The organism is Streptomyces sp. NPDC001137 (assembly GCF_040298885.1).
Lineage (GTDB): Bacteria > Actinomycetota > Actinomycetes > Streptomycetales > Streptomycetaceae > Streptomyces.
In genome coordinates this window covers 359,190-382,693 of record NZ_JBEPBA010000003.1, presented here as the reverse complement: position 1 = coordinate 382,693, position 23,504 = coordinate 359,190, and the positions used below count along the sequence as shown (strand labels likewise).

Annotated in this window: 22 protein-coding genes; 13 read left to right on the top strand and 9 right to left on the bottom strand. The window is 70.6% G+C overall.

Annotation, left to right across the window (positions count from 1 at the left end):
- The first annotated feature begins 46 nt into the window (after positions 1–46).
- Complete coding sequence (glgC, locus tag ABT254_RS07755) at positions 47–1,267, top strand: glucose-1-phosphate adenylyltransferase (protein WP_351465071.1); 1,221 nt, start codon at positions 47–49, stop codon at positions 1,265–1,267.
- 12 nt (positions 1,268–1,279) lie between these two features.
- On the opposite strand, the gene ABT254_RS07750 is transcribed toward glgC, so the two are convergent.
- A complete protein-coding gene (locus tag ABT254_RS07750; RefSeq protein ID WP_351465068.1) occupies positions 1,280–1,666 on the bottom strand; it encodes a cupin domain-containing protein in 387 nt (128 codons plus the stop codon).
- Positions 1,667–1,827: 161 nt separating this feature from the next.
- Here ABT254_RS07750 and ABT254_RS07745 point away from each other — a divergent pair, with 161 nt between their 5' ends.
- The 9 genes from ABT254_RS07745 to ABT254_RS07705 all read left to right on the top strand — a co-directional run bounded on the left by ABT254_RS07745 (position 1,828) and on the right by ABT254_RS07705 (position 14,424).
- Complete coding sequence (locus ABT254_RS07745) at positions 1,828–4,443, top strand: PA14 domain-containing protein (RefSeq protein ID WP_351465066.1); 2,616 nt, start codon at positions 1,828–1,830, stop codon at positions 4,441–4,443.
- A 19-nt stretch (positions 4,444–4,462) separates the two neighbouring features.
- Positions 4,463–6,793 (top strand): GH92 family glycosyl hydrolase, encoded by a 2,331-nt coding sequence (locus tag ABT254_RS07740; protein WP_351465064.1) that lies wholly within the window; start codon positions 4,463–4,465, stop codon positions 6,791–6,793.
- Between the two features lie 152 nt (positions 6,794–6,945).
- Positions 6,946–7,335, top strand: coding sequence for a YciI family protein (locus ABT254_RS07735; RefSeq protein WP_351465062.1), 390 nt, complete (start codon positions 6,946–6,948; stop codon positions 7,333–7,335).
- A 5-nt stretch (positions 7,336–7,340) separates the two neighbouring features.
- Complete coding sequence (locus ABT254_RS07730; RefSeq protein ID WP_351465060.1) at positions 7,341–8,609, top strand: RNA polymerase sigma factor; 1,269 nt, start codon at positions 7,341–7,343, stop codon at positions 8,607–8,609.
- A 71-nt stretch (positions 8,610–8,680) separates the two neighbouring features.
- Positions 8,681–10,273 carry an MFS transporter gene (locus ABT254_RS07725; protein ID WP_351465058.1) on the top strand — a complete coding sequence of 531 codons (1,593 nt, stop codon included), beginning with the start codon at positions 8,681–8,683 and terminating at the stop codon, positions 10,271–10,273.
- Positions 10,236–10,769 carry a dihydrofolate reductase family protein gene (locus tag ABT254_RS07720; RefSeq protein ID WP_351465055.1) on the top strand — a complete coding sequence of 178 codons (534 nt, stop codon included), beginning with the start codon at positions 10,236–10,238 and terminating at the stop codon, positions 10,767–10,769. The genes ABT254_RS07725 and ABT254_RS07720 overlap by 38 nt, the downstream gene beginning before the upstream one ends.
- Before the next feature lie 400 nt (positions 10,770–11,169).
- Positions 11,170–12,504 carry a wax ester/triacylglycerol synthase family O-acyltransferase gene (locus tag ABT254_RS07715; RefSeq protein ID WP_351465589.1) on the top strand — a complete coding sequence of 445 codons (1,335 nt, stop codon included), beginning with the start codon at positions 11,170–11,172 and terminating at the stop codon, positions 12,502–12,504.
- A gap of 117 nt (positions 12,505–12,621) precedes the next feature.
- Entirely contained in the window at positions 12,622–14,115 is a 1,494-nt protein-coding gene (locus tag ABT254_RS07710; protein WP_351465052.1) for an SDR family NAD(P)-dependent oxidoreductase, read from the top strand.
- 75 nt (positions 14,116–14,190) lie between these two features.
- A complete protein-coding gene (locus ABT254_RS07705; protein WP_351465049.1) occupies positions 14,191–14,424 on the top strand; it encodes a hypothetical protein in 234 nt (77 codons plus the stop codon).
- A gap of 17 nt (positions 14,425–14,441) precedes the next feature.
- Here ABT254_RS07705 and ABT254_RS07700 read toward each other — a convergent pair whose 3' ends face one another.
- The 3 genes from ABT254_RS07700 to ABT254_RS07690 all read right to left on the bottom strand — a co-directional run bounded on the left by ABT254_RS07700 (position 14,442) and on the right by ABT254_RS07690 (position 16,995).
- Positions 14,442–15,278, bottom strand: coding sequence for an SDR family oxidoreductase (locus ABT254_RS07700; protein WP_351465046.1), 837 nt, complete (start codon positions 15,276–15,278; stop codon positions 14,442–14,444).
- Positions 15,279–15,303: 25 nt separating this feature from the next.
- The gene (locus ABT254_RS07695) at positions 15,304–15,753 is read right to left on the bottom strand and encodes an HD domain-containing protein (protein WP_351465043.1); all 450 of its coding nucleotides are present in this window, start codon (positions 15,751–15,753) and stop codon (positions 15,304–15,306) included.
- 126 nt (positions 15,754–15,879) lie between these two features.
- A complete protein-coding gene (locus tag ABT254_RS07690) occupies positions 15,880–16,995 on the bottom strand; it encodes an ABC transporter ATP-binding protein (RefSeq protein WP_351465040.1) in 1,116 nt (371 codons plus the stop codon).
- Between the two features lie 374 nt (positions 16,996–17,369).
- Here ABT254_RS07690 and ABT254_RS07685 point away from each other — a divergent pair, with 374 nt between their 5' ends.
- Together ABT254_RS07685 and ABT254_RS07680 are read left to right on the top strand one after the other, a co-directional pair.
- Positions 17,370–17,543, top strand: a complete 174-nt coding sequence (locus ABT254_RS07685) for a hypothetical protein (protein ID WP_180292383.1) — start codon at positions 17,370–17,372, stop codon at positions 17,541–17,543.
- Positions 17,544–17,595: 52 nt separating this feature from the next.
- Positions 17,596–18,078 carry a GNAT family N-acetyltransferase gene (locus ABT254_RS07680; protein ID WP_351465037.1) on the top strand — a complete coding sequence of 161 codons (483 nt, stop codon included), beginning with the start codon at positions 17,596–17,598 and terminating at the stop codon, positions 18,076–18,078.
- 43 nt (positions 18,079–18,121) lie between these two features.
- Here the strand turns inward: ABT254_RS07680 and ABT254_RS07675 are convergent, their stop codons facing one another.
- Positions 18,122–19,111, bottom strand: coding sequence for a helix-turn-helix transcriptional regulator (locus tag ABT254_RS07675; protein ID WP_351465034.1), 990 nt, complete (start codon positions 19,109–19,111; stop codon positions 18,122–18,124).
- 93 nt (positions 19,112–19,204) lie between these two features.
- On the opposite strand from ABT254_RS07675, the gene ABT254_RS07670 reads away from it, so the two are divergent.
- A complete protein-coding gene (locus ABT254_RS07670) occupies positions 19,205–19,603 on the top strand; it encodes a VOC family protein (RefSeq protein ID WP_351465031.1) in 399 nt (132 codons plus the stop codon).
- A 24-nt stretch (positions 19,604–19,627) separates the two neighbouring features.
- Here the strand turns inward: ABT254_RS07670 and ABT254_RS07665 are convergent, their stop codons facing one another.
- From ABT254_RS07665 to ABT254_RS07650, 4 genes are all read right to left on the bottom strand, one after another.
- Entirely contained in the window at positions 19,628–20,269 is a 642-nt protein-coding gene (locus tag ABT254_RS07665) for a LysE family translocator (RefSeq protein WP_351465028.1), read from the bottom strand.
- An 84-nt stretch (positions 20,270–20,353) separates the two neighbouring features.
- Entirely contained in the window at positions 20,354–21,700 is a 1,347-nt protein-coding gene (locus ABT254_RS07660) for an amidase (protein WP_351465025.1), read from the bottom strand.
- A gap of 393 nt (positions 21,701–22,093) precedes the next feature.
- Positions 22,094–22,744, bottom strand: coding sequence for a hypothetical protein (locus ABT254_RS07655; RefSeq protein WP_351465022.1), 651 nt, complete (start codon positions 22,742–22,744; stop codon positions 22,094–22,096).
- A gap of 92 nt (positions 22,745–22,836) precedes the next feature.
- The gene (locus ABT254_RS07650) at positions 22,837–23,445 is read right to left on the bottom strand and encodes a DedA family protein (protein WP_351465019.1); all 609 of its coding nucleotides are present in this window, start codon (positions 23,443–23,445) and stop codon (positions 22,837–22,839) included.
- Positions 23,446–23,504: the final 59 nt, after the last annotated feature.

The window sequence follows — 23,504 nt, the reverse complement described above, 5'->3', positions numbered from 1 at the left end:
GCTGCTCAGGGGCAGGCATGGATCAACCACGGTGAGGGGAGCGGCCATGCGTCGTGGCGGACCTTCGGTGCTCGGGATCGTACTGGCGGGCGGAGAAGGCAAACGCCTCATGCCCCTGACAGCGGACCGCGCCAAACCAGCGGTCACCTTCGGCGGCACCTACCGCCTCGTCGACTTCGTCCTGTCCAACCTCGTCAACGGCGACATCCTGCGCATCTGCGTGCTGACGCAGTACAAGTCGCACTCTTTGGACCGGCACATCACCACCACCTGGCGGATGTCGAGCCTGCTCGGCAACTACGTCACCCCGGTCCCCGCCCAGCAGCGGCTCGGCCCGCGCTGGTACCTGGGCAGCGCCGACGCGCTGCTGCAGTCGCTGAACCTGGTGCACGACGAGGGGCCCGAGTACGTGGTGGTCTTCGGCGCCGACCACGTCTACCGCATGGACCCACGGCAGATGCTGGCCCAGCACATCGAGAGCGGCGCGGGCGTCACCGTCGCGGGCATCCGGGTGCCGCGCGCCGAGTCCTCGCAGTTCGGTGTGATCACCCCGGGCTCGGACGGCCTGACGGTCGAGCGCTTCCTGGAGAAGCCCGCCGACCCGCCCGGCCTCGCGGACGACCCGGAGACGATCTTCGCCTCCATGGGCAACTACATCTTCACCACCAAGGTGCTGATCGAGGCGCTGCAGCGGGACGCCGACGACGAGAACTCCGTGCACGACATGGGCGGCTCGATCCTGCCCCAGCTCACCGACCGCGGCGAGGCCCAGCTGTACGACTTCAGCGCCAACCACGTCCCCGGCGAGACCAACCGGGACCGCGGATACTGGCGCGACGTCGGCACCCTGGACGCGTACTACGACGCCCACATGGACCTGATCGCCGAGCGGCCCGCCTTCAACCTGTACAACCGGCAGTGGCCGATCTACACCCACTCCAACCAGCTCTCACCGGCCCGTTTCAACGCGGGCGGCATGGCCAGCGAGTCCATCATCAGCGCGGGCTGCCTCATCCGGGGCCAGGTCACCCGCTCCATCCTGTCGCCCGGCGTCAGGGTCGACCCGGGCGCTGTCGTCCAGGGCTCGGTGCTGCACGACAACGTCCACATCGGGCGGGGCGCGGTCGTGCGCGGGGCGGTGCTGGACAAGAACGTCGAGGTACCGCCGGGCGCGACGATCGGCGTCAACCCGGAGCGGGACGCGGAGCTGTACACCGTCTCCAAGGGCGGAGTGATCGCGCTCGGGAAGGGACAGCTGGTCACGTAGGCACCGGGCGGGTCAGCCGGCGGCCTCACGCATCGCCTTGAGGTTCTTCATGATGGCCTCGCTGGTGGGTCGCACCTCCCGGGTCGGGCTGAACTGCACGGCCTCGGTGCCGGGCGCGGTGCGCACGGGGACGTGACCGGGCGGCGTGTAGTAGGCGTCGCCCTCCTCGTAGACCTCGTCGTGGTCCGCGTAGTGGAAGGTCAGCTGGCCCTTGAAGACATAACCCCAGTGGGGGCACTGGCACCGGTCGTCGGGCAGTCCCTTGAGCAGCGGTGTGTGATCGATGTTCTCGCGGAAGGTGACGAAATCCACCGTGTAGTCGTCCAGCTCCTCGGAGCGATCGAGAACGATCCCGAAGTCGCCGCCCTGGCTGGCCGTCTCTCTGGATACCTTCGACATCTCCTCACCCCTTTCTGCCGAGTGACATCCTCATTCTTCGCCGGTGCGGACGAGGGGGCCACTTGTCGCTCCGCCCTCGGCTTGTCATGTCCCTGGACGCAAGACGGAATCCGTGTTGTCATGCCAACTGCTGTCCATGACAACGTTGTTATGGGGGTTCCGTGCGCATCAGACGCCTCAGAGACCGACTCGCCCTCCTGCTCGCAGCGGCCCTCGGCGCGGCCGGACTGGCCACCGCCGCCCCCACCGCGAACGCCGCCGGCGACGACCCCGTGGAGCTCCACGGACTGAAGGGCGAGTACTACACCCAGTCCGCCCCCGGCGCCTTCGACTTCGACCGCCTCAAGGTCACCGGATTCGACCCGGACCTCGACTTCGACGACCTCGAACCGCGCCTCGCCTTCACCACCGGCCAGTCGGACGACGTCAGCGTCCGCTGGACCGGAAAGCTCGTCCCGGAGAGGACCGGCCCCCACACCTTCTCGATCACCGGCGACAACGGCTTCCGGCTGTGGATCGACGGAAAGCTCGTCATCGACCACTGGGTGGACGACTGGGACCGCGAACAGACGGGTGAACCCGTCGAGTTGACCGCCGGCACCGCCTATGACATCAAGGTCGAGTACTTCGAGCACTACGGCGGCTCCAACCTCCACCTGCGCTGGACCGAGCCCGGCGGCAGCAAGGAGGCCGTCCCGCAGTCGGCGTTCCGCCTCCCCGACGGATGGGCCTACGACGGCGCCGTCGCCGCCACGGTCACCGGCACAGGACGCACCCTCAAGCTGGACTTCCCCCAGGGCCTCGCCGCACCCCCGGCCGGCCTGACCGGCCACCTCGAAGCGGTGATCGGCGGCGCCAAGTGGCCCCTGGAAGCCGCCCGGCTCGACCCCGCCGACCCGAAGGCGCTGCTCCTCGCCCTCAAGGAACCCGTCGTCGGCAACAAGACCGGCACCGCACGCGGCACCGCCGACGTCCGCTACGACGGAAACGGCGGCCTCACCACGGCCGACGGCAACGTTGTCAAGGAGTTCTGGAGCAGCGGCCCCAACCACTCCACGTACGAGCTGCGCACGCAGTGGGCCGACCAGGTGGGCCCGGACAGCGCCCTGCCCGAATACCCGCGCCCGCAGCTGACCCGCCCCGCCTGGCGCAGTCTCAACGGCCGCTGGCAGTTCGCCGCCGCCACGGCCGGGGAGAAGCCGCCCGTCGGCAGGACACTCGCCGAGCGCATCCTCGTCCCGTACCCCGTGGAGTCCCAGCTCTCCGGCCTCGAACGGCACGAGGACCGCATGTGGTACCGCCGCACCTTCACCGTCCCCGCCGACTGGAAGATCGGCTCCGGCAAACGGCTGCGGCTCAACTTCGGCGCCGTCGACTGGCGGGCCGAGGTGTATGTCAACGGCACCAAGGTGGCCCAACACCAGGGCGGATACGACAAGTTCAGCGCCGACATCACCGACGCGCTGAAGCCCGGCCGCACCCAGGAACTGATCGTCGGCGTCTACGACCCCACCGACGCGGCCACCGGCGAGAACCCGCCGCTGGGCAAGCAGCGCCTGGACCCCGGCGGCATCTGGTACACCCCCACCTCGGGCATCTGGCAGACGGTGTGGATGGAGCCGGTGGCGACCGATCACGTCGACTCCCTCAAGCTGACCCCCAACGTGGCCAAGGGCCAACTCACCATCGAAGCGAAGGGAGTTCGCTCCGGCGTCCCGATCACGGCGACCGCGTACGACGGCCGGCGCAAGATCGCCACGGCCCGCGGCCGCACCGGAGCCCCGCTCACCCTCACCCTCCACGACCCGCACCTGTGGTCGCCCGACGACCCGTTCCTCTACGACCTGAAGGTCACCGTCGGCGCCGACCGCGTCGGCAGCTACGTCGGGATGCGCTCCATCGCCGTCGAGAAGGTGAACGGCGTCCCGCGCACCCTCCTCAACGGCAAACCCGTCTTCATGATGGCCACCCTCGACCAGGGCTTCTGGCCCGACGGCCTGTACACGGCCCCCACCGACGAGGCGCTCGCATACGACCTGAAGGTCCACAAGCAGCTCGGTTTCAACGCCGTGCGGGGGCACATCAAGGTCGAGCCCGACCGCTGGTTCTACTGGGCCGACCGGCTCGGCCTCCTGGTGTGGCAGGACATGCCCGCGATGACCGCCGGGGTGAACCCGTCTGCCGAGGCCCGCGCCGAGTACGAGCGCGAGATGCAGCAGATGATCGACGAGCACATCAGCAGCCCGTCGCTCGTCATGTGGGTCACCTTCAACGAGGGCTGGGGCCAGTACGACGAGGCCCGCATCGCCGACCAGGCGAAGGCCTGGGACCCGACCCGGCTGGTCAACTCCATGTCCGGGCTCAACCTCGGGGCTGATGGCGGCACCGGCGACATCATGGACGAGCACGGCTACCCCAGCCCCGCCCTGCCACCCCACCCCGACGGCCGGCGCGCCCTGGTCAGCGGCGAGTACGGCGGCCTCGGCCTCGCGGTGCCGGGCCATGCCTGGTCCGTGCAGCAGTCGTACGTCGACGTCGACCCGGCCGCCTACACCGACGACTACCTGGCCAAACTCGCCGAAGTGCACGCCCTGGTCTGCAAGGGGAGCAACGGCGCGGTCTACACCCAGATCTCCGACGTCGAGGGCGAGCTCAACGGCCTGCTGACGTACGACCGCAAGGTGCTCAAGCCGGACGTCCAGCGTGTGCGCACGGCCCAGCAGGCCCTGATCCGCGACGCTTCCCAGGCGACTCCCGCAGGCTGCCCGACCCCCTGAACCCCGGAGGACCTCCGACATGAGATGGACCCGGCGCCTGCGCCTGTGCACGGCAGGCGCGCTGGCAGCCTCCGCGCTGTTCGCCGCACCCGCCACCGCAGGGGCCACCGAGCCGAACCACCGTCAACTCACCGATCTGGTCAACCCGTTCATCGGAACCGAGAACGAGGGCAACACCTATCCCGGCGCCGCCGTGCCCTTCGGCATGGTGCAGCTCTCTCCGGACACCGGCCACAACACCGGCTACGACTACTCCCAGAACCACATCCGCGGCTTCTCCCTGGTCCATCTGTCCGGCGTCGGCTGCGGGCTCGGCGGGGATCTGCCCGTGCTGCCGACCACGGGTGACGTCACGCAGACGGACTACGCCAAGTACGCCGCCGAGTTCAGCCACGACGACGAGGCCGCGAGTCCCGGCTACTACCGGGTCGGCCTGAAGTCCGGCATCGAGGCCGAGCTGTCCGCCACCGCGCGCACCGGAGTGCAGCGCTACACCTTCCCGGCCACGGACCAGGCCAACGTCCTGCTCAACGCGGGCCAGTCGCTGCATACCACGGTCTCCACCAACGTCGAGGTCCTGGACAGCCGCACCGTGCGCACCGCCATCACCGGCCGCGGCTTCTGCCAGGACACCAAGCCGTACACCGTCTACACCATCACCCGCTTCGACCGCCCCTTCACCGCGTACGGCACCTGGGACGGCTCGACGGTGACCGCGGGCTCGAAGAGCGGGCGCGACGGCGCGTACGTCCGCTTCGACACCACCGAGGACCGCACGGTCGAGGCGACCACCGCCCTGTCCTACGTCGACGCGCACGGCGCCGTGGTCAACCTGCGGGCGGAGGGCGGGCGTTCCTTCGACGCCGTACGCCATGCGGCGCGGCGGGCGTGGGAGGACCGCCTCGACGACGTACGGGTGAAGGGCGGCGCGGACAGCCTGCGCCGCACCTTCTACTCGGCGCTGTACCGGTCCTTCCTGGCCCCGAACATCGGCAGCGACGCCGACGGCCGCTACACCGGCTGGGACCAGAGGATCCACCGCACCGACGGCTTCATCCACTACCAGAACTGGTCCCTGTGGGACACCTACCGCACCCAGTCCCAGCTGCTGTCCCTGCTCGCGCCGCGCGAGGCCCGGGACATGGCGATCTCGGTGATCAGGATCTCCGAGGAGAGCGGCTGGCTGCCCAAGTGGGGCTACGGCACCGTCGAGACGAACATCATGACCGGCGACCCGGTCACCCCGTTCCTCACCAACGCCTACCAGCAGGGCCTGCTGAAGGGGGCCGAAGGATACGCAGAGCGGGCGTACCGGGCGCTGAAGCGGAACGCCGACGGGGTGCCGCCCGCCGACTCGCCGGCGGTGGGACGCGAGGCGAACAAGGAGTACGTCGCCGAGGGGTTCGCGCCGTACATCAAGGGCCGCCCGCATGTGAAGCCGGGCGACTCGGACTACGACCACGGCGCCTCGGCGACCCTGGAGTACGCCCTCTCGGACGCGATGCTCGCCCAGATGGCCCGCGACCTCGGGCATACGGCGGACGCCGAACGGTATGCCGCCCGCGCGCAGAGCTACCGGCACATCTTCGACCCGTCGACCGGCTTCTTCCGCGCCCGCGACGCCTCCGGCGCCTTCACCGGCCCGTCCGACCCGGCGCGTAGCGAGGGCTTCCACGAGGGCACGTCCTGGCAGTACCAGTGGCTGGTGCCGCAGGACCTGCCCGGCATGGTCGGCCTGATCGGCGGCGAGCAGGCCGCGAACGACCGGCTCGACTCCTTCTTCGCCTACGACCGGCTGCTGGCAGACCCGGCGAAGACGGCCCGCGAGGTGTGGGTCAACGGGCCGTACGACTACTACAACGCCGACAAGTACAACCCGCAGAACGAGCCCGACCTCATCGCCCCGTACACCTACCTCTCGACCGGCCGGCCGTGGAAGACGACCGACGTCGTACACGCGGCGCTGACCCTGTTCACGGACGGCCCGACCGGTATGACCGGCAACGACGACCTCGGCACGATGTCCGCCTGGAACGTCCTGTCGTCGATCGGGATGTTCCCGGTGCAGCCCGGCTACGACACCTGGGGGCTGTCCACGCCCGTGTTCGACCGCGTCGACCTGACGCTGGACCGCCGCTACTTCCCGCGCGGCGCCCTGACGATCACCGCACCCGGGACGTCCGCCGCCGAGCGGTACATCCAGTCGGCCCGCACGGACGGGGTGGCCTACGACCGCACCTACCTGACGACCGGTTCGCTGCGCTCCCTGCGCTCGCTCGACTTCACGGTCGGCTCGCACCCGTCCGAGTGGGGAACATCGGCACAGGCGGCGCCACCTGCGCTGAAGTGACCTCAGGTGTCTCCGGAGTCCCGCCTCTCAGGGAGGGGCGGGACTCAATCCGCTGGTATGCGGTACGGACGCTGCGGAGCCGGGCATGTGGCCCCTGCCGGTCTTGATGTGTGGTACTGCTTTCGAGTCCGAGCACGCCTGACGGCGGATACATGGAGGCCGTGATGTCGGAACCTGTGGGCGAGGACCAGGCCCCCCGGAGCACGTTCGTGTTGATCTTTCGTGGGGGTGCTGTTGCGCGGCCCGACCTGTCGCCGTCCGAGCTTCAGGCTCATGTCGAGAAGTGGTATCGCTGGTCGGAGAAGCTGGCTGGACAGGGCAGGCGCAACACCGGAATCGAGCTCGGGGGTCCGGGGGCCACCGTTCACGGTCGCGACCTGGTCACCGACGGACCGTACGCCGAGTCGAAGGATCTGGTGACCGGCAGCATGATCTTCGAGGCGGCCTCGCTGGAAGACGCCATCGAGGTCGCGCGCGAGTGCCCGACGTACGAGTTCGGCGGGTCCGTCGAGGTGCGGCCGGCCCACGCTCATCGGGTCTGACACTCGTGACCGACGACCCCGATCCGCTCCCCCCTGCGGAGCTGGTGGAGGACCTGTTCCGCAGGGAGTACGCGCACCTGGTCAGCGCGCTGGTCCGGGTCCTGGGCCCGTCGAACATCCCGCTCGCCGAGGACGTCGTCCAGGACGCGCTGGTGAGCGCCATGCAGGCGTGGCGCTTCGGGCTGCCGCGGGACCCCAAGGCGTGGATCATCCGGGCAGCCCACAACCGGGCGATCGACATCATCCGCCGGGAACAGCGGCGCCGCTCGTTCCTGCCCGAACTGGCGACGACGACGGCGCTGACCGACACCATCGAGGCGGCCCTGGCTCCGGCTGCCGAGGCAAGCAGCCAGCTGGCGATGATGTTCGCTGTCTGTGATCCCGGCCTGAGCCGCGAGACGCAAGTCACCCTGGTCCTTCGGTGGCTGTGTGGTCTGTCGCCCAAGGAGATCGGTCAGGCGTTCCTGGTGGACACCCGGACCATCGATCGGCGCCTGCACCGCGGCCGCGGACGCCTGCGCACGCTGGGCCGGCTGCCCGACGTGGACGACCTGCCCGACCTCGACGTCCGACGGGGCTCGGTCCTGCGATCGCTGTATCTGCTGTTCAACGAGGGCTACCACGGCAGCAACCCGCAGGACCCGGTACGTCCCTTTCTGTGCGACGACGCCCTGCGTCTCACCGAGTTGCTGCTGCAGACCAAGACGACCGCGCATCCGGACGTGCACGCTCTGGCCGCCTTGTTCTGCTTCGGCGCTGCCCGGCTGTCCACCCGCATGGACGGGCAAGGTGTCTTCGTTCCCCTGGAGGACCAGGACCGGAGCCGCTGGGATCGGGCGCGTATCGAGAGCGGTCTGATCCATCTCGCCCACGCCGCCAGCGGGGACCACATGTCCCGTTGGCATCTGGAGGCCGGCATCGCCTGCGAGCACGCGGTCGCGCCGTCGGTCCAGGAGACGAACTGGGACCGGGTCATCGGCTTCTACCAGCTCCTCGCCGAACAGTCCCCAAGCCCCGTCGTGGCGCTCAACCGTGCGCTGGCCGTGGCCGAACGGGACGGCGTGGACGAGGGCCGCCGCGAGCTGATCGCCTTGGCGCAAGAGCCCAAGCTGTCCCGGTACCCCTTCTACTGGGCGGCCCGTGCCGACCTGGAACGGCGGGCCGGCCGCCATGCCCCGGCCCGGGAGCACTACGAGCACGCGATCGCGCTGGCCCGCAGCCCCGCCGAGCGCGCGGCCTTCGAGCGGCGGATCGAAGGCCTGAAAATCTCCTAGAGGCGTGTCCGGTTTCGGTGGCCGCCGTTCGTCCTCCTCCTGAGCTCGCCCGATCAGACCAGGAGAGACCGATGCCAGAGCCGTCGAACGACCTCATCAAGGACCCCTGCAAAGAAGGACCTCCGCCCGCGACGGGACGCCAGCGCCTCGAAGGCAGGGCGGCAGCCGCGACCGCGGCGGACCCCGGCAACCACTTCGGCGGCGGCAACGCCGTGCCGTCGGGCCACGTGCACCGGTGGCGGGCGTTCTCGCTGCTGGCCGTGGCGTACTTCATGACGGCCGTCGACATGCTGATCGTCAACGTCGCGCTGCCGACCATCGGCCGTGAGTTGCACTTCGCGCCGGCGGACCTGCAATGGGTGGTGACCGCCTACGCCCTCACCTTCGGCGGGTTTCTGCTGCTGGGCGGGCGCGCCGCCGACCTGCTCGGACGCAGGCGCGTGTTCACCGCCGGGCTGGCGCTGTTCACCGCGGCCTCGCTGGCCTGCGCGCTGGCCGACAACGGCATCTTCCTGATCATCATGCGGGGCGTCCAGGGCCTGGGCGCCGCCCTGGTGCTGCCCGCCGCGCTGTCGATCGTGATGAACATGTTCACCGAGGGCGCCGAGCGGAACAAGGCGCTCGGCCTGTGGGGTGCCATCGGAGCCAGCGGCGCGACCGTCGGCGTGCTGGCCGGCGGTGCCCTCACCCGATATGCCGGCTGGCCCTACATCTTCTACCTGAACGTGATCGTCGGCGGGGCCGCGCTGCTGCTGACCCGGCGTGTAGTGCCGGAAAGCAGGCTGCGGGACGCACGCCGCCGCTACGACGTGCTGGGCGCCGTCACGGTGACCGCGGCGCTGGTGATCATGGTGTACGCGATCTCGCAGGCGCCGACCGCGGGGTGGACGGCCACCCGGACCCTGGCCCTGCTCGCGTTGTCGGCGGTCCTGCTGGCCGCGTTCGTGGCCCTCGAGGCCCGGGCAGAAGCGCCGCTGCTGCCGCTGCGGTTGTTCCGGCTGAGCACCCTCGCCGGGTCCAACGCCGTGGGGTTTCTGCTCGGCGCCAGTTTCTACGGATACATCTTCATCGGCACCCTCTACATGCAGCAGGTGGTCGGCTACTCCGCGATGAACACCGGCCTCGCCTGGCTCACCGTCGGCCTGACCGGAGTGGTCCTCGCCGGGCCCGCGCAGATCCTCGTCACCCGCACCTCCATCAGGCTGGTGATGGCGGCCGGACTGACCCTGACCGGCGCCGGGATCCTGTGGGCGGCCCAGGCGCCCGCTCACGGCAGCTTCTGGGCGAACCTGGCCGGCCCCTTCTTCCTCACCGGAACCGTCACCTGGATCTTCATCCCGGTGTCGATCGGAGCCCTGGTCGGCGTCACCGAACGGGACGCGGGCATCGCCTCCGGCCTCATCGACTCGTCCCAGCAACTCGGCGGCGCGGTCGGGATCGCCATTGCCTCCACCCTGGCGGCCACCCGCACCCGCGACCTCCACACCCGAGGCCACGCCCTCACCGACGCGCTCACCGGCGGTTTCCACACCGCCCTCTGGGTCTGCGGACTGATCGCCCTGGCCGCCGTTCCCATCGCCTTGTTCCTCATCCGGCGTACCGACATCACCCGTCAGGAGAGCCACCGTGCGCAAACTCATCGAATCGACCCTCGTCACGCTTGACGGCGTCGTCGAAGCACCTGAACGCTGGTCCCTTTTCGACGACGAGTCCTCGGCGTACTCGCTCGAACAACTCGGCAACTACGAGGCATTCGTCATGGGCCGGACGACCTACGAGACCTTCTACGCCAACTGGGGCCACGTCACCGGCAACCCGTACATCGAGCGCATCGGCGCCATGCCCAAGTACGTCGCGTCTCGCTCACTGACCGAGACGACATGGAATGCCACCCTGCTGGGTCCCGACCCGTCCGGCGCGATCGCGAAGCTGAAGAGCAGGCCCGGCAAGGACCTCATCAAATACGGCACCACTCGTTTCGACGCCACCCTCGTCCGACACCACCTGATCGACGAGTTCCGCTTCTGGTACATGCCCGTCGTGGCGGGCTCAGGGCAACGGCTCTTCGAGCACGTGGACACCGCGGGGCTGCACCTCAGACTCACCGACGAGAAACGACTGCAGAACGGGTCGGTCATCCTCACCTACGTGCCCGGCTGACCTCGGCATTGCCTGCGGCTTCTTGAGAGAGTCCGGGAGATCCAGCCGGGGAGCCACGCGGCCGAGACGCCGTCGGACTTCCTCAGGCCGCTGCCCCTGCCGACCGTGCCGACGAGATCCGCGCAGCGAGGGGTGGCGGCCCCGTGGCCGCGGGCCGGTCCGCACTCGACGTCGATCGGCGCTCGAATTCCCGGTCGGCTCGCGCCCGTCTGAGTGGGGAACATCGGGGCAGGCGGCGCCGTCTGCGCTGAAGTGACCTCAGGTGTCTCTTGAGTCCCGCCTCTCGCGGAGGGGTGGGACTTAATCTGCTGTTAACTGTGCGTAGCTTGATCGTACTTGACCGTAATCGCCAAGGGGAGGTTGACTGCTGGCTCACCCTTCGTCGATGCGAGGCAAGCCATTGACTTCTGACCTGCTCGCTCCTCTCGACCTGGCGTTCTGGAACATCGAGTCCGCCGAACACCCCATGCACCTCGGCGCGCTGGGGATCTTCTCGGCGCACTCGCCCACCGCGGGCGCCCACGCCGCCGACCTGCTCGCCGCGCGGGCCGCGGCCGTACCCGGACTGCGGATGCGCATCCGGGACATATGGCAGCCGTCCCCGCTGCGGCCGCTGTCCTTCGGCAGCGCCACCCGTGAGCCCGACCCCGACTTCGATCCCCTCCACCATGTCCGGCTGCACGCCCCGACCGCGGACTTCCACGCCGAGGCCGGCCGGCTCATGGAGCGCTCGCTGGAGCGCGGCCGGCCGCCGTGGGAGGCGCATGTGCTGCCGGGGGAGGACGGTGTGTCCTTCGCGGTGCTGTTCAAGTTCCACCACGCCCTGGCCGACGGTCTGCGCGCGCTGACCCTGGCCGCCGCCATCCTTGACCCGATGGACATGCCGGAGCGCAAGCCCCGCCCCGAGGAGCCCAGGCCAGGCCTGCTGCCCGACGTGCGCAAGCTGCCCGGGCTGGTCCGGGGTGCCCTGTCCGACGTGGGGCGCGCCCTGGACATCGGCGCCTCACTGGCCGTGTCCAGCCTCGGGGTGCGCTCCTCGACGGCCTTCACCGCCGAGGCCACCGGCACCCGCCGTACCGCCGGCGTGGTCCTCGACCTCGACGACGTGCACCGCGTCCGCAAGGCCCAGGGCGGCACCGTCAACGACGTCCTGATCGCCCTCGTGGCGGGCGCCCTGCGCCGCTGGCTCGACGAGCGGGGCGACGGCAGCGAGGGCGTGCGGCCGCGCGCCCTGATCCCCGTCTCCAAGCGCCGCCCGCGCAGCGCCAGCCCACAGGGCAACCGGCTCTCCGGCTACGTGATACGGCTTCCTGTCGACGACCCCGACCCGCTCGGCCGCCTGGACACGGTCCGCTCCGCCATGGACCGCAACAAGGACGCCGGCCCCAACCGGGGCGCGGGCGCGGTCGCCCTGCTCGCCGACCATGTGCCCGCGCTCGGCCACCGGCTCGGCGGACCGCTGGTCAGCCAGGCCGCCCGGCTCTGGTTCGACATCCTGGTCACCAGCGTGCCGCTGCCCAGCCTCGGCCTGAAGCTGGGCGGCAACCCGGTCACGCAGGTCTTCCCGTTCGCCCCGCTGGCCCGCGGTCAGTCCCTGGCGGTGGCCGTCTCGACCTACCGCGGACACGTCCACTACGGCCTCGTGGCCGACGCCCGGGCCGTACCCGACCTGGACCGGCTGGCCGCCGCCCTCAGCGAGGAGGTCGAGACGCTCATCGCCGCCTGCGGCTCCTGACCCTCCTTGTCGCCGCTTGCGGATTTTGGAGGACCGGTCCGGCGCTCCGTACAATTCCCCGTTCGAAAGCGGACGCGGTCGGAGCGCCGCGCGGGTGATCAGGGAAACGGCAGCGCGATGACGGTGACAGACGAAGGCTCGGCGATCACGGACGAGGTCGTGTACGGCCCCGGCATCGACCCGGAGCGGCTCGCCGTCTGCCTCAGCGTGCTGGAGGAACTCGACAAGCTGGAGGTCGACCACCCCGACGCGATCGCCGTGCGCCGGGCCACCGCCGGCCTCTACCGCACGGTCAAGCAGCGCCGCCGCCAGGAGCGCAGGGCCGCCAAGACGGCCCACGACAAGGCGGTCACGGAGGCCACGGCGACCGGCTCCGCCCAGCGCATCGACGACGAGACCGAGGGCATCCTGCCGTCGTCCGCGACGGAGGAGGGCAAGATCGCGGGGATACTCCAGCGCCCCCGCTCCTGCTACACCTGCAAGACCCGGTACGTGGAAGTCGACTACTTCTACCACCAGCTCTGTCCCGACTGCGCCCGCCTCAACCGCGGCAAGCGCGACGCCCGCGCCGACCTCACCGGCAAGCGCGCCCTGCTCACCGGCGGCCGCGCCAAGATCGGCATGTACATCGCGCTGAGGCTGCTGCGCGACGGCGCGCACACCACGATCACCACGCGCTTCCCCAAGGACGCCATCCGCCGCTTCAAGGCCATGGACGACTCCGCGGACTGGATGCACCGCCTGGAGGTCGTCGGTATCGACCTGCGCGACCCGGCGCAGGCCGTGGCCCTCGCCGACCAGGTCGCCGAGGCGGGCCCGCTCGACATCCTCGTCAACAACGCGACGCAGACCGTGCGCCGCCTGCCCTCCGCCTACGCGGCCCTGGTCGACGGCGAGAGCGCCCCGCTGCCCGCCGGGGAACTGCCCGCCCACCACGTCATCGGTGCCTTCAACTCCGGCGCGGTCGACGGCCTGGCCGCGCTGCCCCTCGGCACCAGCGGCCTCGACGCCCAGCAGGTCGCCGACCTCGCCCTGGTCGCGGGCAACGCCAGCGTCGCCCGGCACCTCGACGGCACCGCCATCGACGCCGGCGGCCTGGTCCCCGACGTCGTCGACACCAACACCTGGGTGCAGACCATCGAGCAGATCTCCCCGGTCGAGCTCCTCGAGACCCAGCTGTGCAACTACACGGCGCCGTTCATCCTGATCAGCAAGCTGCGCCCGGTCATGGCGGACGCCGCCAGGAAGGCGGCCAGCAAGCGCGCGTACGTCGTGAACGTCTCCGCGATGGAGGGCGTCTTCGGCCGCGGCTACAAGGGCGCGGGCCACCCCAACACCAACGCCGCCAAGGCCGCCATGAACATGGTGACCCGGACCAGCGGCCAGGAGATGTTCCAGACCGACGGCATCCTGATGACCTCCGTCGACACCGGCTGGATCACCGACGAGCGCCCCCACTACGACAAGCTGCGTCTGGCGGAGGAGGGCTTCCACGCCCCGCTCGACCTGGTCGACGGGGCCGCACGGGTCTACGATCCGATTGTGCGCGGCGAGCAGGGCGAGGACCTGTACGGCGTCTTCCTGAAGGACTACGCGCCCGGCAAGTGGTGAACCACCGGCCGTGACGTGTGGCCCGGCGCCCGTGGGGAACCCGGACCCTGGTGAATACCGCGCCAGGGAGTGACCATGGGCAGTCCACACGGCATTGATCCGCGAGCGCAGCACGACCCGCGCAACCGCTATCCGACCGACGAAGAGTTCTACGGCAGCGACCGCCCCGACCACGCCGTACTGCCGGAGGACCGGCCGCGCGGCGGCGGGGGCACGAGTTCGGTGAAGCACCGCGGCACGTGGGCCACGGTCGCGCTCGTCGCCGGCATCATCCTGCTGATCCTCCTGGGGATCGCACTGTTCCCGTGAGGGAGCCACAGCCACCGTCACGAGCGAGGTGGTGCGTATGAGCGAAGACGGTCGTGGACGGCGTACTCCCGCGCGGAGTGCGCCGTCCTGACGCGTGTGCCCCCGTCCACCAGCAGATCCGCGCCGGTGATCCACTGCGCGGCGTCCGAGGCCAGCCACACGACGGCCCGTGCGACGTCCTCCGGCTCACCGATGCGCCCCAGCGGCAGCCCGGCGGCCAGCTCCTTCTCACCCGGCTCCCACACGAACCGCGCCATCTCGGTGCGCACAAGGCCGGGGGAGACCGAGTTGACCCGCACCTTCGGCGCCAGTTCCCCGGCGAGCTGCTGTGTCAGATGCAGCAGGGCCGCCTTGCTGGTGCCGTACGCGCCCACGTTCGGCCCGACATGCCCGGCGCCCTCCGTGCAGACGTTGACCACCGAGCCGCCGTGCTCGCGCATCCACGCCCGCCACGCCCACTGCACCAGCCTGAGCGGAGCCTCGACGTTCACGGCGAACGCCTCCCGCCAGGCCTCGGGATCGGCCTCCATGAGCGGCCCGTACGGCTGGTTCGTCGCCGCGTTGTTGACCACGACGTCGATCCGGCCGAACGCGCGCAGTGCCAGCTCCGTCACCTCGCGCAGATGATCCGGATCCGCGACGCTGCCGCTCACCCCGATGCCGCCCAGCTCCCCGGCCGTGGCGCGCACCTCGTCCGCGTCCCGCGCGGTCACGCACACCAGCGCCCCCGCCGCGGCCAGCTGCCCTGCGACGGCCCGTCCGATCCCGCGGGTCGCCCCGGTGACGACGGCAGCCCTGCCCTCGAGCCCGTACCCGTCGAATGCCTGCCCCTTGCGTGCGTACGACGACGTCATCGCCGTACCGTCTCATGACGGGCCGTCAGTCGACAGCCCCGAGACGGGAGTTGCGTGCGGCGACCAGCTCCAGCACCGTGCGCCAGTCCTCCAGTACCCCCGCGTCGAAGCCGGCGCTGCGGCCCTCCTCGTCCGCCTGGCGCAGGCGCTGCAGATCGTCGTCGGCGGGCAGCTCACCGCGATGGTGCTCGCGCACCAGCCGGGCGACCCGCTCCCCGAGCAGGCCCCGCACCGCGTCGGCCGCGCACTCCGGGTGGGCGCGCTCGTCGCCCGGCCGCAGCAGCGGGCCGATGGCGTGGACCAGGCCCGCGACCTGGAGCTCCTTGTCGGCGGGGCGGCGGCGCCGCAGCAGTGCTGCGGTCTGCAGCGCGTGCTGGTGCAGATCGACCCGGCGACTTCGCAGGCCCGGGGCGTCCCACGAGCCCCGGCAGGCGTACAGCAGATCCATCAGCTCCTCGACACTGCGCAGCTCCATGCGCCAGTCCTTCCGCCGGACAAGCCGTTGCCGTCCCGTCAGCAGATCATGGCCGCCTTGCGATTCGGCCAACGGGACTTGAACTGCGTGGCCGGTTCGCCGCGCTCCGTGACCTCGGGCCACCGGTCAGGCACCCGTGTCCTCGGGAAGCCGCTGTCCCGTCAGCGCCGAGAAGCAGTGCACGCCCTCGGGGCGGATCGCCACCCGCAGCGTGGCCCCGGCGCCGCACGTGGGGCGTCCCGGGAGCCGGACGACGAGTCGGGCGAGCCCCTCGCCCGACCACGCCGTCGTATGGAGATAGGCGACGGCACCGGTGTCCTCGACCCTCTCCACCACGAGGTCCAGTCCCGGGGTGTCCCGGCCCTCGGGCGGGAGGAACGCGAACTGCTCGGGCCGGACACCGAGCACGATCTCGTCGGTGCCCCCGGCCGCGGCCGCGCGTACGGTGCCCCGGGGCAGCGGCACGTCGAGAGCGCCGAACCGGGCCCCGGCCGAGGACAGCGGAAGCCGGAAGAGGTTCATCGCGGGCGAGCCGAGGAAGCCGGCCACGAACGTGTTGGCCGGGTGCGCGTAGACCTCCTTCGGCGTGCCCACCTGCTGCAGCGCACCGTCCTTGAGTACGGCGAGGCGATCACCCACGGCCATCGCCTCGGCCTGGTCGTGGGTGACGTACACCGTGGTGATGCCGAGACGGTGCTGCAACCGGACGATCTGCATCCGGGTCTGCGCCCGCAGTCGGGCGTCGAGATTGGACAAGGGCTCGTCCATCAGATAGACCCGCGGATCCCGCACGAGCAGCCGCCCCGTCGCCACACGCTGCCGCTCGCCGCCCGCCAGCGACCTGGGCCGACGGCCCAGGAACTGCTCGAGGTCGAGGACGAAAGAGGCGTACTCGACGCGCTGCCGGGCACGCGCCCGGGACATGCGCGCGATCCTCAATGCGAAGCCGATGTTGTCGGCAGCCGACAAATGCGGGTAGAGGGCGTAGTCCTGGAACACCATCGCGATGTCGCGGTCCCTGGGCGGAAGATGGGTCACGTCCCGGACGCCGATGAGGATCGAACCCGAGTCGACGTCCTCAAGTCCGGCGAGCATGCGCAGACAGGTCGACTTTCCACAACCGGAAGGACCGAGCAGGACCATGAACTCACCGTCCCCGATCTCGAGGTCGAGCGAGTCCACGGCCGGCCGGTCCATCGACGGGAAGCACCGGCTGGCCCGTTCGAAGGTGACAGACGCCATGACATCCCCCTCCCGGACAGGCCCCTGGCACCCAGCATGGAACGGGTGTTGCCTTTCGGTACGCCTGTCTACCGAACGAGTGACAGGAGAGGGGTTGGAAACCGGACGACTTATGACAGTAACCCCAAGTTTTCAGCCCCATAGAGCGGGCGCCCGCTCATTTGGTTAATCTGTAGTGGACGGACAGCACCAACGGGTCCAACCCACACCCACGTCCGTCCCGGGGCAAGCCGACAGACAACGGCCTGTTCTCACAGAGTTGCCGGCGCCACCGCGTCCGAACTGCTTTCGACTCACACCCGAGCGGGCGTCAGGAGCCGGACCGCAAGTGGCCGGCCCGCCCCGAGGGTGACCCGACACATAAGGAGTGCGCGGTGACACCGGAGAAGACGAATCGCGAACAGCGCCCCAAGGAACGCACGGAGCGCCCCGGCCGACGGTCGGACGAACTCGGCAGCCTGGAAGTCTGGGCCCACGCGGCCCCCATCCGCCTGGCAGGCTACGAGGACGACCTCGCCGAGCCCCACATCCTGCCCAGCGTGGACTGACCGGCAGGAGCTTCGCGATCGCCGACCGCATGGGCGTGCGACACTCACGCCCATGCAGATCAGAGAAGCCGCGGCCGAGGACTGGCCGCGGATCTGGCCTTTCTGGCACCGGATCGTCGCCGCAGGAGAGACCTACACCTGGGACCCGGACACCTCCGAGGAGGCGGCCCGGGCCCTGTGGATGAACCCGGCCAAGCGTGTCTATGTCGTCGAGGACGAGGACGGCGCCGTCGTCGGCTCGGCCTTCGTCACCGCCAACTACGGCGGCCCCGCTGCCCACATCGCCAACGCCGGGTTCATGGTCGACCCCGACCGGGCGGGCCGCGGCATCGGCCGGGCCCTCGCCGAACACGTCCTGGCCGCCGCCAAGTCCGAGGGCTACCGGGCGATGGTCTTCAACGCCGTCGTCGAGACCAACCCGGCCGTGCAGCTGTGGACGTCCCTGGGCTTCGAGATCCTGGGCACGGTCCCGGAGGCGTACGAGCATCCGCGTTACGGGCGGGTGGGACTGCATGTGATGTACCGGGCGCTGTAGGGCCCGCCTGGTCGTGCCGTCCGATGACGGTGGTTCCTCGCCGTCAGGCTCGGCGGGCGCAGGACGTGAGGCGATCCGCGAGCGCGAGGACGAGCTCGCGCAGTTCGTCGGGGCGCTCGATGACGAACGGCCGGTCGAGTGCGGCAAGCACCGGAGGCAACCAGTCGAGCCGCTCCGCGCGCAGCTCGACGCGCAGCCATCGCTCGGCCGCCGGGTCCTGGCCGGCGGCGGGCTCGTGCTCCTCCAGGCTCGCGACGGCGGCCGGAAGGCGGGCGCGGATCTGCTCGACCGTCCCGTGGATCCGCAAGGTCACCTGGTGCCGGTACTCGGCCGTGGCGAATCCGGACAGCACGCGCTGTGCCGGATCGGGACCCGCGGGCACTTCGAAGGAGCCGGGCAGGGTCCGCGCGTCCGCGATGCGATCGAGCCGGAAGGTGCGGTCCTCGCCGACCTGGGCGTCCTGGCCCGTGACGTACCAGCGGCCCGCATGGGCGACGATCCCGTAGGCGTGCAGGGTGCGTTCGCTGCGCCGTCCCTCGCGGTCGGTGTAGCGGATCGAGACCGGCCGGCGGTGGCGCACCGCATCGGCGAGGGTGAGCAGGAGTCCGGCGTCGGGGTGGTCCATCTCGCCCGGCTGATCCGTGAGGGCGAGAGCGTCCAGGAGGGTGTCGAGGCGGCGGGCGATGTGCTGGGGCAGCACCCGCCGGATCTTCGCCGACGCCGTCTCGTTCGCCGTGAGCTGCGCCGTCGTCGGGCCCGCTCGGCGGCCGGCGACCAGGCCGAGCAGCACGGCCAGCGCCTCGTCGTCGCTGAGCATGAGCGGAGGCAGGCGGTAGCCGGGGGCCAGCCGGTACCCGCCGTAGCGGCCGCGCACCGACTCCACGGGCACGTCCAGGTCGATCAGCTGGTCCACATACCGGCGCACGGTGCGCCCTTCGACGCCGAGCCGGTCGGCGAGCTCGGCCACCGTCCGGGTGCCGCCCGACTGCAACAGCTCCAGGAGTGTCAGCACGCGGCCGGTGGGTCGTGGCATGTTCGCAGCCTAACGCGAATACAGGACCGATTCTGTCCACTATCTCTCCTAGCCTGCAACGTACACGCCTTCAGCACGGCCAAGGAGATTCCCATGGACTTCGTCTCGATCCGCATCATCACCGGCGACGTCGCACGCCTCGTCGAGTTCTACGAGCGAGCCACAGGGGCGCGGGCGACGTGGGCCACCGAGGACTTCGCCGAACTCAGGACGGCGGGCGCCACCCTCGCGATCGCCGGCACCCGCACCGTCCCGCTGTTCGCCCCGGGCTCGGCCCGCCCGGCGGAGAACCACAGCGTGATCACCGAGTTCCTCGTCGAGGACGTGGACCGCGTCCACCAGAACCTGACCGGCTTCGTCACCGACTTCGTCGCCGGGCCCACCACGATGCCCTGGGGCAACCGGTCGCTGCTGTTCCGCGACCCCGACGGCAACCTCGTCAACTTCTTCACACCCGTCACCCGGGAGGCCGTCGAAAAGTTCGCACGCTGACGCCACGCACAGCCCGGGGACTGCCTAGTCCTTGCGCCCCGTCACGGCCACCGTCACCCCGAGGCCGATCATGGTGAGGCCGCCGACGCCGCCGACCATCGAGAGCCGGCGCGGGGAGCGCGCGAACCAGCCGCGGGCGGTGGACGCGATCAGGCCCCAGACGCTGTCGGAGGCCAGCGCGATCACGTTGAAGACCAGGCCGAGCAGCAGCATCTGCGCCGTGACGTGTCCGCTGTCGCGGTCCACGAACTGCGGCAGTACGGCCGCGAAGAACACGATGGTCTTCGGGTTCGTGACACCGACCGCGAACCCCTCCCAGAAGGTGCGCAGTCCGCTGTGTGCCGGCACCTCGCCGCCCGTGAACGCGGCCCGCAGCGACCCGCGTTCACGCCACGCCCTCACCCCGAGGTACACCAGGTAGAGCGCGCCGGCCAGCTTGAGCACGGTGAAGACGAGGACCGAGCGTTCCACGACGGAGCCGATGCCGAACGCCACCGCCACGACCAGCAGATAGGCGCCGAGCGTGTTGCCCACCACGGTGGTCAGCGCGGCCCGGCGCCCCTGCGCGAGCGCCCGCCCGATCACGAACAGGACACTGGGTCCGGGTATCACGATCAGCAGGAAGGACAGCGCCGCGAAGGCGAGCAGACGGTCGGTGGACATCATGCGATCCATGCAAGCACGGGCAGGGGCCGCTCCTCACCCCCATTTTCCCGGCGACCACCGCCCCGGATCCACGCCTGCGCAGAACTACTGGTCCAGCGGGGCCGTCCGCTGCCACGGATGCAGCTTCTCCAGCTGCTGTGCCACCTCCAGCAGCATCGCCTCCGAGCCGGGTCGGCCCACCAGTTGGACGGCGCAGGGGGCGCCGGAGGGCAGGGTGCCGAAGGGGACGGACATGGCGGGCCAGCCGGTCAGGTTCCACGGCGGGGTCAGGGGCGAGTAGTTGGTGTTGGCGAGCACGTTGGCCAGCCAGCCCCGCTCGTGCCAGGCCACCGACCTGGGGGAGCGGCGGGCGAGCGCGGGGGTGAGCAGGACGTCGTACTCGGCGAAGAACGGCTCCATCCGGCGGCGCAGTCGCTCCCGGCTGTCGCCGCCCCGGACGCTGTTCAGGAAGCGGCGGCCGATGGTGGCGTGCACCCGGGTGCGCCGGTTGAGCAGGCGCGGGTCCAGGCCCTGGGCGTCCACCGCCGTGCCCGCCGTCCAGTGGGCGAGGGACATGGTGCTCAGGGAGAGGGGGTAGGGCGGGTCGGCGCGGCGGACCTGGTGGCCGGCCTTGATCAGGACGCCGGCCGCGTCGCGGGCCGCGGTCGTGTACGGCGCGCTGATGGTGACGCCGGCCAGGGGGCTGCGCAGCGAGACGGCGATCTTGCGCATGGCGGGCTCGGACGGCGCCGCCTCCCCGGTGTCCGCCAGCACCGCCAGCATCAGGCGGGCGTCCTCGACCGTCGTGGCGAGCGGACCGTTCTCGGACATGCCGAACCAGTCGCCGTCGCTGATGCCCGCCGGGACGACCCCGTGGCCCGGCTTGATGGTGACGAGGCCGCAGTTGGCGGCCGGGATGCGCAGCGAGCCCATGCCGTCGTTGCCGAGGGCGATCGGCACCAGACCGGCGGCGACCGCGGCCGCACTGCCGCCGGAGGAACCGCCCGCCGTGCGGGTCAGGTCCCAGGGGTTGCGGGCGGTGCCGTGGACGCCCTCGGTGGTGCCGAAGACGCACAGCTCGGGCACGTTCGTCAGCCCGACGACCACCGCGCCCGCCGCGCGCAGCCGGGCCACCGTGATGTGATCCTCGGCGGCGGGCGTGTCCGGCGTCGCGGCGGAGCCCACACGGTTGGACTCGCCGCGCACGGCCAGGTTGTCCTTGACCGCCACCGGCACACCGGCCAGGGGCAGTTCGGCCAGATCGTCGCGGGAGGCCAGCTCGTCTGCCTCGGCGAGCGCCGCCTCGGCCCGCACCACCCGGAAGGCCCCGACCCGGCCGTCCAGGCGCTCGATGCGCTCCAGATGCTCGGCCACCACCTCGCGCGGGGTGGCCCGCTTCTCGCGTACGGCGGCGGCGATCTCGGCGGCGGTCCGGCCGACCCAGCTGGTCACGGGCGCTCCTCGGGGTGCGGTGCAGGCAACTACTCATGAGTACGCAGAGCACTCTGCCCCGCCGCGGCCCTCGCGTCGAGAGCACTCGCTCTTGGACATCCGGGCAGCTGCTCTTGGATTTTTCGCGGGGCGCCGGTCAGCGACGACACCTCCGCCGCAGGTCATCCGATCAATAGGCCAGCGCATCGACCTGCCCAAGGGCCGCTCTCTTCGGCCGTCTTCTTCACCGCTCGCAGTTACGGCGACGCCTCCGGCAGGGCCACCGTCCACTAGCGGACGGCTCGACCGGCACCCCGCCCTACCGCTACAAGCCGGACGGCACCAAGGACGAGCACAGCGTCGGCATCGGCACCTCGGAGGTGTGGATCGACCCGCAGCGCGAGGCCGTCGCCGTCACCCTGCCGGTCCGGCGGGCGCCGCGACGGGAGGCTCGGCAGGCGCCGTGACCTTCGGTGGGCGGGCGAGGAACACACTCGCAGCGATGATCCACAGGCCACCCGCGAGGAAGGCGAAGAATCCCGCCCATGGAATGAAGGTGGCCACGCCGAGAATGATTCCGGCCCAGCCGAGCCAGCGCGGCAAAGGCGTGCCGCTGCGTGCCGTGTCAAGACCGGCCGCGAGCATCATGATGCCGATTCCGGCGACAAAGGGAATGAAGAAGTCGGTGCTGATGGCATTCATCGACTGAAATGCCTGGCCGCCGATGCGCCGTTTGTCACTGGCATCGACCATGGCGAGCGTGATGCTCGCCGCGGTCCAGAAGCCCACCGCCGACAGAATGCCGCCGGCGAAGGCGACTTGCGGCAGCCAGCCGTGCCGGTCGGCCTCGGACAGGTGGTGGCGCAGGTTCCCGGCGAAGAACACCAGGAACACCGCGGCCAGGATCAACAGATACAGGGCGACACCCTGCCGTGTGTCGTGCTGGTGGTAGAAGAGCTTGATCTGCGGGCCGGGATCTCCGATGTCCGGTGTCGACCCGCCTACGGAGAAAGCGACCACAATCAGAATGACGGCAACAATGCCGGTAAATGGCCCGAGGCGCATCGGAAACCTCCGATCCGGGCATACGAATACCTCTGTTCAGGCTTTCACGCAACTCGGAGCCCGGCAACTCGACTGTTATTCGCCGGTGCGTTTCAGGACTGCGAGTGGCGGTGCCTGCGGATTCGCCAGACCACAAGGGTCACGAGGACGATCGCGGCGGAGGCCAGGGCGACGGTTCGGCCCACCAGGCCCTCGACGCGTTCGTAGGCGGCGCCCGCGGCATAGCCGAGGAGGACGTTGCCGACACTCCAGACCAGGCCGCCCACGGCGTTGTAGAGAAGGAAGCGGCGGTACGGCATGCGCGACGCGCCCGCCATCGCCGGAACGAAGGACCGTGCGAAGGCGACGAAGCGGCCGACGAAGACCGCCGCCGGACCACGCCGGCGGATCAGGTCGCGCGCCTTCTCCACCCGCTCGGCCCGTCGGCGCAGGGGGCCGCGGGAGAGCAGCGGGGGTCCGGCGCGCCGGCCGATCTCGTATCCGACGCTGTCCCCGGCGATCGCCGCGAGGACGACCACGAGCGTCAGCCAGACCAGCTCCACGTTGCCCCGCCTCGCGAGCACACCGCCGACGATCACCGCGGTCTCGCCCGGCAGGACGAACCCGAAGAACAGCGCGTCCTCGGCGAACACCAGGGCCGCGACCACGAGGTAGACCACGGGCCCGGACAGGTCGGCGAGCCAGTCGACCAGAGCGTGCATCTGCCGACCCCTTTCTCTGCCGGGTACGAGTACCCGGCAGCGGCGGCCTGGCCCGCGGC